Below are 12,441 nucleotides of genomic sequence, written 5' to 3'. Positions count from 1 at the left end.
GTTGTTCCGAAGCGGACCCTGATGTGACGAAGTAGCCGTCAAAAAGAGTCTAATCCTCAGCGATCCAGAACGTCGCGTACGGCCGACTTGATCAATGACGTGTGCAGCGTGATCGCCAGCGCTGCCACTTCGCGCGCCAGGTCGTCGGCCCGGTCCCTGGCTCCGGCCTTGTCCGCCTTGACCACCGGTCCGGCGATCTGCGCGATGAGATCCGACTGCCGGTCCGCCGCCGAGCGGAATGCCCGCAGGTGCCGCGGCTCCACGCCGTAGTCGGCCAACGCCCGCGCGCACTGTGCGATCAATACGGAATGCTCGTCGAAGAACCCGGCCGCGCCGGTGGTGATCACGCCGTTGCGCACCAACGCGGTGAGCAGTTCGTCGTCGACACCGGATCGGGCCAGCAGGTCCTCGCGGGACAGCCGCACCTGTGTCGGCGCGACCCCCGAAACGCCGGGCGCGCCGTCCGCCAGGTCCGTCGACTCCCCCGCCACCGGTACCAAACGCGGTACCCCGTAAGCGGATCCGGTCGAGGGCAACTCGCCGTCCGGCTGGGCGTCGAGCTGAGCCTTGATCACCTTCAACGGCAGGTACTGGTCGCGCTGAGCGGTGAGAATGAACCGCAGCCGCGCACAGTCGTAGGCGGTGAACCGCCGGTAGCCCGAACCGGTGCGCTCCGGCGTCACCAGTCCTTCGGCCTCCAAGAACCGGATCTTGGAGATCGTCACGTCCGGGAAGTCGCCCCGCAGCAGGTCAAGAACCGCGCCGATTGACATCCCGGCCAGTGCAGGTCTGTCGGGGGCAGTCATCGGCTAGCCGGTCGCGCCACTGTCGTCGTCGGAGCGCGGCCCGGTCAGGAACACCAGGCGGAACTTGCCGATCTGCACCTCGTCGCCGTTGGCGAGTACGGCCGAATCGACGGGCTCCCGGTTGACGTAGGTGCCGTTGAGGCTGCCCACGTCCACCACCTGAAACTCGCTGCTCTCCAACCGGAACTCGGCGTGGCGACGGCTGACGGTGACGTCATCGAGGAAAATGTCGCTGTCCGGGTGCCGGCCTGCCGACGTCGTCGCCTGATCGAGCAGGAATCGAGAGCCGGCGTTGGGACCGCGCTTGACGACGAGCAATGCCGAACCCGCGGGCAGCCCCTCGACTCCCGAGACGGCGCCCTCGGCACCGGCCGCGGCGGGCGCATCCAGTTCGTTGAGGAAGTCCGCACGGAAGACCGAAGTCGTCTCCACCGTGGCTTCCTCGGACGTCTGGTCGGCCCCCGAATTGCTGTCTTTGTCCGTCACCCGCTGCTCCTCACTGGCTGCTGTGGCGTTGCCCGGCGGGGCCCCAGCCGTCGTCGGTCACACGTCGACCGTACCGCGCAACGGCCATCGTTGTGTCCACCACCGCCGGATCCGATGGGGTGGATGTCGCACCGATGTACACGGTCGAACCGGTCACGAAACCCTAACAACTCGTTACTCGGTCACCGTGGCGCGGTATCCATCCGCGTCGAGCAAACCTTCGAGAGCACCGGCCAGCGTGCCCTCCTCCAACCGCAGATCGACGAGCCAGCCTTCGCCGTACGGGTCGGAGTTGACCAGCGCCGGGCTGCCGTCCAGATCACCGTTCACGGCAATGACTTTCGCGGCGAGCGGCGCATACAGGTCCGAGACCGACTTGGTGGATTCCACCTCGCCGAACGAATCGCCGGACGCCAGCTCGGCACCGACATCGGGCAACTGCACGAACACCACATCACCCAGCGCCGACTGGGCGTAGTCGGTGATGCCGACGCGGACGGTGTCATCACCGGTGCGCTGTACCCACTCGTGTTCGGCGGTGTAGTAAAGGTCAGCTGGGATCTCGCTCACGACACTCCTTGATTGTCAGGCCGGGTTGCTGTGCTCACTTGACGGGCTGAGCGTATTGGCGTGGTTTCGGTTGCCGCAAGGCGGTGACGTCGACCCGCTCGGCCTGTTGTACCACCATCGTCCCGCCAACGCGCTTCACGCTGTCCATCGCCCCGCCCGGAATGGTCATCGCCGCCGCAAGCGTCGGCGGATCGCCAATGGCCAGAACCGAATACGGCGGGTGCAGGACCACGTTGTCGGCGGTGAGCTCGCCAGGGGAACCGACCATCCAGGTATCGACGCCCACGCGCAGCGCGGTTTGCTGGTCAGGGCCGCCGCCGCGGATCTCGATGGCCTCCGCCCCGGCAGCCCGCAACTCGTTGATCACATCGAGCATGGTTTCCGGGGCCACCCCAGGACCGTTGTCCTCGATGGTCAGGGTCACCCCCGGCCCGGTCGCCGCGACCGTTCCGATCTGAATGGACAGGGCCGCCAACCTGGCCTGCGCATTCTCGATGGCGGCCTGGTCGCTGCTGCCCGAGGCCTTCAACTGCTGCATGGTCTGTTGGAGGTCGGCCACCTCGGTGTTGAGTGAAGCCTCGCGTTGCTGCAGGGAATCCAGCAGCACCAACAGATCCGCCGGGCGCGCCGTCTCCAGCGAATCGCCGGAGTCGTTCTGCCGCACCTGGGTCACGATGGCGATCCCGAGCAACACGCAGAGCAGGACCCCGAGTGCGCCGAACATCAACTGGGATCGACCGCGCACCCGCAGGTTTCTGAACCGCCTCGGCGAAACGTCGTCGGGCATCTCGTGCCGGCCATGGTGTTCTGCGGGTGCGGCGTGTTCTGCGGGTTCGGCGCGAACCTCGCCGGGATCGTTGTCGGCCACCGGCGTGTCGGGCGGGCTGTCGGGCACCGGTTCGGTGGGTTCGGTGGGGTCGGCGTCGCTCACGTCACGCCCCGAACAGCCTGCGCCGCAGGGCCGCGGCGTTGCCGAAGATGCGGATGCCGAGCACCACGATGATCGCCGTCGACAGCTGGGTACCGACGCCGAGCTGATCACCGACATAGACGATCAGCGCCGCCACCAAGACGTTGAACACGAACGATACGACGAACACCTTGGAGTCGAAGATGCGCTCCAGATAGGCCCGTAAACCGCCGAAGACGGCGTCCAGCGCTGCCACCACGGCGATCGGCAGATAGGGCTCGACGAACTCCGGCACGCTGGGGTGGAACACCAGCCCCAACACGATTCCGACGACGAGCGCGGCGATCCCGATCATCTACCGGCCAATCCTCTGCTGTTCACGGCTATCCAATCTGCTTGGCGAAGTTGACATCTCGTACCGAAACCGCGGGCACGCTGAGTCCATCCCCGGAGCTGACACGCACCCCCGCACCGTAGGAGGTCTCCAGCAGCCGAAGACGTTGCAGCCCGGGGCTGCGGTCGAATGCGTCGGCCATCCCGTTCGGCGGTCCGATGGCCACGATGGCATATGGACTGGCGATGGGTTGATTGTCGACCAGAATTCCGCCTCCGGCCTGCCGGATCGTGACGCCCGCGCCGACCCGCACGCCGCCCACCGACACCGCTTCGGCGCCGCTGGCCCACAGCGAATTCACCACCAGCTGCAGATCGCGGTCCAGGATGACCTGCTGACTTCCCGCCACCCGTTGCTTGGACACGTCGCTGAGATCCTTTGACACCCCCGGATCGGTGACCGTGATCGTCAGACCCGGACCGATCATCGCCGTGGCGGCGGCGTTGATGCCTGCCTCATCGAGGCTGGCGAGCAACTGCTGACCGTTCTCGTCCATGCCGAGCCTGGTGCGTCGCTCGGCGTCCACCTGATCGCCGAGTGTGTCGCGCGTGGCACTGGCGTTCTGGGCGCCGACCTCGGCGGCCCGCACCCGGACGGCCAACGCGTGCTGGGCTTCGCGGGCGGCCGGAGCGGCGGTGTGGGCCTGCGCGGCGGCCACGGTGAAAACGGCGATGATCGCGAACACCGCGAGTACCTGCCATCCCCATTCCGCGATCCGTCGTCGCGGCGGAGCCCCGGCCTCGCGGGCTGCGGCCGCGGCGGCATATCCGGGGTCGAGATGCTCGGAGAGCAGCGAACGCAGCAGTGAGGGGAGCGGAATGCGCTGCGGGGCGTCGGCCTCGTGGACATTCAGACCGGCCTGCGAGCCGTAGCCCCCCAGCATGCTCATCGCGACCCCGGCAAGCGCCGGACCACCAGCACGACCTGGATCAGGTAGAGCACCGCCGACCACAGATACAGCGCGAGTCCCCAGAGCAAGAACGCCCAACCACACGCCAGGATCACCCGGCTCCACAACGCGTCCCACTGACCGAGCAGCACGAGCGGAAACCCTGACATGAGTGCGAAAGTGGCGGCCTTGCCGAGGTAGGTCACCGGCAGCGCGGACAGCCCGCGGCTGCGCAGCACCGGAAGTGTGGCCGCCAACAGCGCGTCGCGCCCGAGCAGGGTGAGCACGATCCACCACGGCACGGCGCCGTAAACCGCCAGCGCGATCGGGATCGTCACCATGTAGATGCGGTCCACCAACGGATCGAGCAGTTCGCCGAGCCGCGACGACTGGTTGTCCACCAGGCGCGCGATCTTGCCGTCGGCCCAATCGGAGAACCCGCTGAACATCAGTATCGCGACCGCCCAGGCCTGCTCGTGAACCACCAGCAGCAGGTACAGGAAAACGGGGACCAGCAACAGGCGCAGCACACTGAGCGCGTTGGGCACTGTGAGCACCCGATCGCGCACGTCCCCCGAAGCGCCCGCCATGGGCTAAACCTAGCGGAAAACCCCGGGTAGGCTCAGCGCCGACATGGTGTCCTCCGCCAGCGGGTTGTCGTGCACCATGTACGTCCACGTCGAGGTCGGCCGGGCCAGCTTGGACAGATCGATCCCGGGTTCATCTTCGATCGACTCGGCCGTGTCGAACGTCTGCTGGGCGGCCTCGATCGCATCCGCGGCCAGCGACGCGAACGCGTCGACAGCCATGCGGTGGAACTCGTCGAGCGGGTTCTGCCTACCCAGCGCCCGCAGGTGGATGCTCTCTCGGATATCGGCCAGGTACGACAGGTGGTCACACCAGCCGCGGTCCAGGTGATAGAGCATGATCAGCCGGCAGATCTGCTCGAGCTTCTCCTCACCGACCGAATCGGCCAGCTTGGCGTAGCGCTCGGGCGACCGCTCCTTGAGTTCGTCGCGTGCGGTCGCCGTGCGCAGCAGCGTGTCCCGGCGGTCGACGATGATCGCGCGCTGCTGGGCCGTCAACTGGTTGTACCGCCAGGTGTTGGAGTGCACGTCGAGCAGCCGCCCCTCGGCGACCCGCTGCGCGTGGTCCAGCAGACCCGCCGCGCGGGGTGACACGATGCGGCCGTTCTCGTCGGTCTCCATCGGCAGCTTGCTGCTCTCCAGGTGCCCTGCCACCACCTCGTCATCCCAGCTGGAGAAGAACACCGTCGAACCCGGATCACCCTGGCGGCCCGCGCGCCCCCGCAGCTGGTTGTCGAGGCGCTCGGTGTGGTGCCGTCCGGTGCCGACGACGTGCAATCCGCCGAGTTCGGCGACCCGCTTCTTTTCGGTGTCGTCATCGCCCACGTCGGAGCCGCCCAACCTGATGTCGGTACCGCGACCGGCCATCTGGGTCGATACCGTGACCGCGCCGAGCTTGCCGGCCTCGGCGATCACCACGGCCTCCTCGGCGTCATTCTTCGCGTTCAACACGACGGCGGGCACCCCGGCCTTCACCAGCTTGGCGTGCAGCTCCTCGGATTCGGCCACATCATGCGTACCGACGAGCACCGGCTGGCCGGTCTCGTGCACCTCGGCGATGTGATCGACGATGCCGTCGGTCTTGGCCGCCGCGGAGATGTACACGCGGTCGGTCTCGTCTTCACGGATGTTGGGGGTGTTCGGCGGGATCGGCGAAACCCCGAGCTTGTAGAACTGGCGCAACTGTTCACCGGCCGCGAGCGCGGTACCGGTCATGCCGCACACCGTCGGATAGCGGTTGATCAGTGCCTGCACGGTGATGGTGTCGAGGACCTCACCCGTTTCGGTGGTCTCGATGCCCTCCTTGGCCTCGACCGCTGCCTGCAGCCCGTCCGGCCAGCGCTGCAACGAGGCGATCCGGCCGCGCGACGAGTTGATCAGGTGCACCGCATCGTCCCGCACGATGTAGTGCACGTCGCGTTGCAACAGCACGTGCGCGTGCAGCGCGACGTTGACCTCGGTGAGTGTGGTGGCGACGTGTTCCTCGGAGTACAGGTCGATGTTTCCCAGCCGAGCTTCGAGTTTGCGTGCCCCGGCATCGGTGAGATGCACGTTGCGGCTTTCGGCATCGGTGTCGTAATGCGTACCGGGGGTCAGTTCGCCGACCAGCCGGATGATCTCGACGCGGGGTTGCTCACGGTGGCTGGTGCCTGCCAGCACGAGCGGCACCAGTGCCTCGTCGACGAGAACAGAATCGGCTTCGTCGATGAGCGCCACGTCGGGGTTGGGCGACACCAGGTCCTCGACGTCGGTGACCAGCTGATCGCGCAGCACGTCGAAGCCGATTTCGTTGACCGAGGCGTAGGTGACGTCGCATTGGTAAGCCTCGCGCCGCTGCTCGGCGGTCGAGTCGGCGGTGATCCAGCCGACCTTGAGCCCCAGCGCTTCGAGCAGCGGGCCCATCCACTCGGCGTCGCGGCGGGCCAGATAGTCGTTGATCGTGATGACGTGCACATTGCGGCCACCGATGGCATAGCCCGCCGCGGCGATCGCCCCGGCCAGTGTCTTGCCCTCACCGGTGGCCATCTCGACGACGTCACCGGCCAGCATGCGCAGCGCTGCCAGCAGCTGCACGTCGAACGGGCGCAGTCCGGTGGCCCGCTCCCCGGCCTCGCGGGCGAGCGCGAGGAACTGCGGTATGTCGGAAGAGTCGGCCAGGTCTTCGAGGTGCAGCAGTTTCGCGGCCTTGGTCAGCTGCTCGTCATCGAGCGCGGCAGCCTTGTCCTCGAAGTCGGCTGCGCCTTTCACCTCTGACAGGGAGCGGGATTGATTCCGCTCGGTGCTGGCACCCAGTAGCTTCCAGAACTTGCTGCTCACGCGCCCGGGTTTGGCGCTGGATGTCTTCGGCACATGTTCACGTTACGCGGGCGTGTGCACCGGGACAGATCGTGACCCAACACACGCGCCGGGGTGCGGGCGCGCGGTGACCTCCACAGCACCCGGCGCGGATTGTCGGGGTACGTTGCCCGGATGGACGGAATGTTCACCCCGACGCTCGACTGGGGCAACGAACTGCAGACGTCGCTGGTCTGGATCGCCAAGGGCTGGGGCATCGCCGCGATCGCCACTCTGGCGATCCTGTTTCTCATCGGCCGATATACCAAATGGGGTAGCCAGTACTGGCGGATCACCGGTGCCTACTTCACCGGGCGGTCGAGCCTCCGTATCTGGGTCTGGTTGGCCGCGCTGCTGCTGTCGGTGATCACCGGGGTGCGGCTCTCGGTGCTGTTCACCTATCAGGGCAACGACATGATGACGAGCTTCCAGGTCATCGCCGAGGGTGTCGCGAGCGGCAACGAGGCCGTCAAAACATCCGGTAAGAACGGCTTCTGGATGTCGCTGTTGATCTTCGCCATCCTCGCGCTGATCAGCGTCGGCAGGATCATGCTCGACCTGTTCATGGCCCAGCGGTTCATGTTGGCCTGGCGGGCCTGGCTGACCGATCGGCTCACCGGGGACTGGCTCGACGGTAAGGCGTATTACCGCTCCCGCTTCATCGACGACACCATCGACAACCCCGATCAGCGCATCCAGAGCGACATCGACATTTTCACCGCCGGGGTGGGGCCACTGCCCAACACCCCGAACAACACCTCGACCGCGACGCTGTTGTTCGGCGCCGTCAATGCCATCGCCTCGATGATTTCGTTCACCGCGATTCTGTGGAATCTGTCGGGCAATCTGACCGTGCTCGGATTCGAGATGCCGAGGGCGATGTTCTGGATCGGCATCGTCTACGTGCTGCTGGCCACCGTCATCGCGTTCTGGATCGGCCGTCCCATCATCTGGTTGTCCTTCAACAACGAGAAGTTCAACGCTGCTTTCCGGTACGCGCTGGTGCGCATGCGTGACGCCTCTGAAGCGGTCGCGTTCTATCGCGGGGAAGTCGCCGAGCGCACGGGGCTACGGCGCCTGTTCTCGCCCGTCGTCTCCAACTACAAGAAGTACGTGAACCGGATGGTCGGCTTCTACGGCTGGAACCTGTCGGTGAGCCAGGCCCAGGAGCTCATCCCCTACCTGGTGCAGTTCCCGCGGTTCTACAGCGGCGACATCAATCTCGGTGGGCTCACCCAGACTGCCAGTGCATTCCGGAATCTGCTCGACGGGTTGTCGTTCTTCCGCAACGCCTACGACCAGTTCGCCGGCTATCGGGCCGCGATCATCCGTCTGCACGGCCTGGTCATCGCCAACGAAGAGGCGAGGGCGCTGCCCGAAGTGACCACCACGCCGTGTGTCGACGGCACGGTTCAGCTCGCCGATATCGAGGTCCGCACGCCGGACGGCAAACAGCTCATCAAGCCGCTCGACATGCGGCTGGAAATCGGTGACACATTGGTCGTCACCGGCCCCTCGGGCAGCGGCAAGACCACGCTGTTGCGCAGCCTGGCCGAACTGTGGCCGTTCACCTCGGGCACGCTGACGCGACCGTGCGGGCCCAACGAGACGATGTTCCTCTCGCAGTTGCCCTATGTTCCGCTGGGCGACCTGCGCGCGGTGGTCACCTATCCGGGCGAAGAAGGCATGGTCGCTGACGACGTCCTGGCGAACACGTTGAACAAGGTCGCGCTACCGCACCTGGTCGAACGCCTTGACGAGCAACAAGACTGGGCCAAGGTGCTCTCCCCGGGTGAGCAGCAGCGGATCGCGTTCGCCCGCATCCTGCTCACCAAGCCGAAAGTGGTGTTCCTCGACGAATCGACGTCGGCACTCGACGAGGGCCTGGAATTCCTGCTCTACCAGCTGGTCCGCACCGAGCTACCGGACACCATCCTGGTCAGCGTCAGCCACCGCACGACCGTCGAGCAACACCACACCCACCAACTCGAACTGCTCGGCGACGGCGAATGGCGACTGGGCCGGGTGGATGGCGGCGGCGAGAAGAAGGAACCCGCGCCGGTGTGACCGCGCCGGGGTAACTTCCCGGCATGGAAACGTTCACGCCGTCCCTGGATTGGGGCGACGAGTTGATCGCGTCGGCGATCTGGATCGCGAAAGCCTGGGCGATCTCGGCGGTCGGCATGATCGTGGTGCTGGCCGTGCTCGCCCGGTTCACGACCTGGGGCGCCCAGTTCTGGCGCATCACGGGCGACTATTTCAAAGGCCCTCAGAGCATCCCGGCCTGGGGGCTGCTCGGTGTGTTACTGCTCGCGGTCATGATCGACGTTCGTCTGGTCGTGCTGCTCACCTACCAGTCCAACGACCAGTTCTCGGCGATGCAGGCCGCCTTCGAGGGCGAAGGCGCTGCGAAAGATGCGGCGATACACGGTTTCTGGATATCACTGCTGATCCTTGCCGGGCTGATCGCGGCAAAGCTCACCCGCACCCTCCTCGACACCTACCTGATGCAGCGCTTCATCATCAGATGGCGGGTGTGGCTCACCCACCGGCTCACCGGCGACTGGTTGGACGGTGAGGCCTACTACCGCGGGCGGTTCATCGACCGCCCAATTGACAACGCGGACCAACGCATCCAGCAGGATATCGACATCTTCACCACCGGCACCGGACCCGAGACCAATACGCCGACCGTCGGCACCGCACAGACCCTGTTGTTCGGCACGGTCTTCGCGATCGTCTCGGTCATCGAGTTCACCCCGATTCTGTGGGGCCTGTCGGGCCCGTTGACCATCCTGGGTATCACGGTGCCCAAGGCGCTGTTCTGGATTGCGCTGCTGTACGTGGCCCTCACGACCGCGGTCGCGTTCTGGATCGGGCGGCCACTGATCCGGCTGTCGTTCCGCAACGAGTTGACGAACGCGGCGTTCCGGTACGCGCTGGTGCGGTTGCGCGATGCGGGCGAAGCTGTCGGCCTCTATCGGGGCGGACGCGCCGAACAGGGCCAGCTGATGACCAGGTTCGCCGCCATCATCACCAACTACCGGGCCTTCGTCCGCAGGGGCATCGCATTTCTCGGCTGGAACAGGTCGATGAACGACATCGTGGACCCGTTGCCGACGGTCATCCAGGCGCCACGCCTGTTCGCCGGCCAGATCCAGTTCGGCGATGTCACCCAGTCCTCGAGCGCCTTCACCCAGTTGCAGAGCTCGCTGTCGTTCTTCCGGTCCGTGTACGACGCTTTCGCCGGCTACCGGGCCGCGATCATCCGCCTGCACGGCCTGGTCGACGCCAACGAAACAGCAAGGGAGTTACCGTCATTGACCACCGTGGCGAGCACCGACGGTTCACTTGAGCTCGACGACGTCGAGGTGCGGACACCGGCGGGCGTCCGGCTCATCGACCCGCTGGATGTGCGGCTCGACCCGGGTGAGTCGCTGGTGATCACCGGGACGTCGGGCAGCGGCAAGACCACCCTGATTCGCAGCCTGGCACAGCTGTGGCCGTTCACCTCGGGCACGCTGCGTAGCCCGCAGGACGACACCATGTTCCTGTCGCAGCTGCCCTACGTGCCGTTGGGTGATCTGCATACGGCGGTGTCCTATCCCCATGAGGGCGGCCACTTTTCCGACGGTGAGATCCGGTCCGCGCTCGACACTGTCGCGCTCGGACACCTGGCGGGGCGCCTCGACGAGGTGGCCGACTGGGCGAAGATCCTCTCCCCCGGCGAACAGCAACGGATCGCGTTCGCCCGTGTGCTGCTGACCAGACCCAAGGTGGTCTTCCTGGATGAGTCCACGTCCGCGCTTGACGAGGGTCAGGAGTTCGCACTGTACCGAGCGCTGCGCGCGCAGCTGCCCGATTGCATCGTCGTCAGCGTCAGCCACCGTGGCACGCTCGAGCAGCACCACGATCGGCGGCTCGAGCTGTTGGGCGACGGTGCCTGGCGGCTCGCCTCCGTCGGCGAGCAGACGTAGCCAGCAGAGTCAGCGGCGCGCCGCCGCGTGCGCACCGGCCCGCCGGCCGAAGAACGACCCCTCTCCCAGCTGAGTGCCGCTGGCATAACCTTTTCCGTCCTCGGCGATGTTGGACGCGCAGGCGCCTGCCGCGTACAGACCGGGCACGGCCTGGCCATCCTCGCGCAGCACCTCACCGTCGATGGACACGGTCAGCCCGCCCATGGTGAATCCGGAGTACATCGCCACTCCGAGCGAGAGGTCGAACGCACCCCACGGCCCGGTGTCCTGCGCGGCAACGTAATCCGGCTGCTTGTGGAAGTCAGGATCGGAACCGTCGGCCGCGTTGGCGTTGTACCGGTCCAACGTGGCGGCAAGTTTTCCGGCCGGGATACCCAGTGCCTCTTCCATCTCGCCGACCGTCTCGTAGCCGTCGATGAACTTGATCAGCGGCATCTCCGGCATCTGCAGGTGCGCCTCGTCCACGATGAGGTAGGCCTGCTGATCGGGCTGCTCCAGCACGAAAGCCGAGGTGCGCGAGTGGTAGGAGTCCTCGGCGACGAAGCGCTGGCCCTGGTTGTTGACGACGACTCCGGTGAGCAGAATCTCCGGCGGATACGCCGCCGCGGTGATGAACAGCCCATCGAGATTCTTGGCGACGCCGCCGGCGGACACACCGAGCCGGATGCCGAGGCCGTCATCGTGCGGGTTGCCGAGGATGTAGGGCTCGACTTCGCCGTGGTGCTTGGTGCGCCGCTTCTTGCCCAGCGCGGGAGTGTGTTCTGCGACCATTTCGGGATTCATCGCAAACCCACCCGCCGCGATGACAACGGATTTCGCCTTGACCGCGCCGGTGTCACCGAAGCTCTTCCAGCGCACGCCGGCCACCGCGCCGTCGTCGAGCACCAGGTTGGTCGCCCCGGTCTCGTACCGGATCTCGACGCCGAGTTCGGCAGCCCGTTTGAGCAGCAGTTGGATCACCATGTCGGCCCCACCGAGTTCACCGGGCACCGGGACGGAATGCCCGCGCGGGGCCGGCTTGGCCTGCTCGCAGAACGGCCACACCTTCTCGTTGCCGGTGTAGGACAGCCCCTCGGTCCCCGGCGGGACCACCACCTTGCCCTTCCAGTAGCTCCGTTCGAACTGAAAACCCAGCGCCTCAAGCCAATTGAAATGCTCGACGCTGCCGTCACAGTAAGCCCGGATCTTGGCGAGGTCGGGCTTGCTGGACACTGCAACCAGGTATTTGTACATCTCCTCGGCGCTGTCATCATGACCGGTGGCCTGCTGCACCGCCGTGCCGCCACCGAGGTAGAAGTGCCCACCGGCCATCGATGTGGTACCGCCCGCGGCCGCGGCACGTTCCAGCACCAGCACGCGCGCGCCCGCCGTCGCCGCGCTCACCGCCGCGCATCCACCGGCGATGCCGAAACCGACGACCACGACGTCGAATTCGTCCGAGTACGTCGTGACGTCGACGGCGTTGATCGGGTCGGGAAGCTGCATCAT

General features: G+C 66.2%; 12 protein-coding genes. 2 read left to right on the top strand and 10 right to left on the bottom strand.

The features are described 5' to 3' along the window. Positions 1-56: 56 nt before the first annotated feature. The 9 genes from ftsR to secA2 form a co-directional block, all read right to left on the bottom strand. On the bottom strand, positions 57-806 hold the full coding sequence (gene ftsR, locus M1247_RS15100; protein ID WP_317157160.1) for a transcriptional regulator FtsR: 750 nt from the start codon (positions 804-806) through the stop codon (positions 57-59). Positions 807-809: 3 nt separating this feature from the next. Then, positions 810-1,292 carry a glycogen accumulation regulator GarA gene (garA, locus tag M1247_RS15095; RefSeq protein WP_317157159.1) on the bottom strand — a complete coding sequence of 161 codons (483 nt, stop codon included), beginning with the start codon at positions 1,290-1,292 and terminating at the stop codon, positions 810-812. Between the two features lie 10 nt (positions 1,293-1,302). Further along, positions 1,303-1,449: a hypothetical protein gene (locus tag M1247_RS15090; RefSeq protein ID WP_317157158.1), complete on the bottom strand. Its 147-nt coding sequence runs from the start codon at positions 1,447-1,449 to the stop codon at positions 1,303-1,305. A 17-nt stretch (positions 1,450-1,466) separates the two neighbouring features. Further along, positions 1,467-1,862 carry a glycine cleavage system protein GcvH gene (gene gcvH, locus M1247_RS15085; protein WP_317157157.1) on the bottom strand — a complete coding sequence of 132 codons (396 nt, stop codon included), beginning with the start codon at positions 1,860-1,862 and terminating at the stop codon, positions 1,467-1,469. Between the two features lie 34 nt (positions 1,863-1,896). Next, positions 1,897-2,649, bottom strand: coding sequence for a DUF881 domain-containing protein (locus tag M1247_RS15080; RefSeq protein ID WP_317157457.1), 753 nt, complete (start codon positions 2,647-2,649; stop codon positions 1,897-1,899). Between the two features lie 145 nt (positions 2,650-2,794). Beyond that, the gene (locus M1247_RS15075) at positions 2,795-3,127 is read right to left on the bottom strand and encodes a small basic family protein (protein WP_036439818.1); all 333 of its coding nucleotides are present in this window, start codon (positions 3,125-3,127) and stop codon (positions 2,795-2,797) included. A gap of 28 nt (positions 3,128-3,155) precedes the next feature. Beyond that, positions 3,156-4,055 carry a DUF881 domain-containing protein gene (locus M1247_RS15070; protein WP_317157156.1) on the bottom strand — a complete coding sequence of 300 codons (900 nt, stop codon included), beginning with the start codon at positions 4,053-4,055 and terminating at the stop codon, positions 3,156-3,158. Beyond that, the gene (locus M1247_RS15065; RefSeq protein ID WP_317157155.1) at positions 4,052-4,645 is read right to left on the bottom strand and encodes a CDP-alcohol phosphatidyltransferase family protein; all 594 of its coding nucleotides are present in this window, start codon (positions 4,643-4,645) and stop codon (positions 4,052-4,054) included. The genes M1247_RS15070 and M1247_RS15065 overlap by 4 nt, the downstream gene beginning before the upstream one ends. Before the next feature lie 9 nt (positions 4,646-4,654). Then, positions 4,655-6,991 carry an accessory Sec system translocase SecA2 gene (gene secA2, locus M1247_RS15060; protein WP_317157154.1) on the bottom strand — a complete coding sequence of 779 codons (2,337 nt, stop codon included), beginning with the start codon at positions 6,989-6,991 and terminating at the stop codon, positions 4,655-4,657. 129 nt (positions 6,992-7,120) lie between these two features. Between secA2 and M1247_RS15055 the strand changes: the two genes are divergently transcribed. After that, a complete protein-coding gene (locus tag M1247_RS15055; RefSeq protein WP_410506883.1) occupies positions 7,121-9,043 on the top strand; it encodes an ABC transporter ATP-binding protein/permease in 1,923 nt (640 codons plus the stop codon). Between the two features lie 23 nt (positions 9,044-9,066). Next, positions 9,067-10,953 carry an ABC transporter ATP-binding protein/permease gene (locus tag M1247_RS15050; protein WP_317157152.1) on the top strand — a complete coding sequence of 629 codons (1,887 nt, stop codon included), beginning with the start codon at positions 9,067-9,069 and terminating at the stop codon, positions 10,951-10,953. 9 nt (positions 10,954-10,962) lie between these two features. On the opposite strand, the gene M1247_RS15045 is transcribed toward M1247_RS15050, so the two are convergent. Then, positions 10,963-12,441, bottom strand: coding sequence for an FAD-binding protein (locus M1247_RS15045; RefSeq protein ID WP_317157151.1), 1,479 nt, complete (start codon positions 12,439-12,441; stop codon positions 10,963-10,965).

This window comes from Mycobacterium appelbergii (assembly GCF_032883035.1).
Lineage (GTDB): Bacteria > Actinomycetota > Actinomycetes > Mycobacteriales > Mycobacteriaceae > Mycobacterium > Mycobacterium appelbergii.
This window is presented reverse-complemented; position numbering and strand designations above follow the sequence as displayed.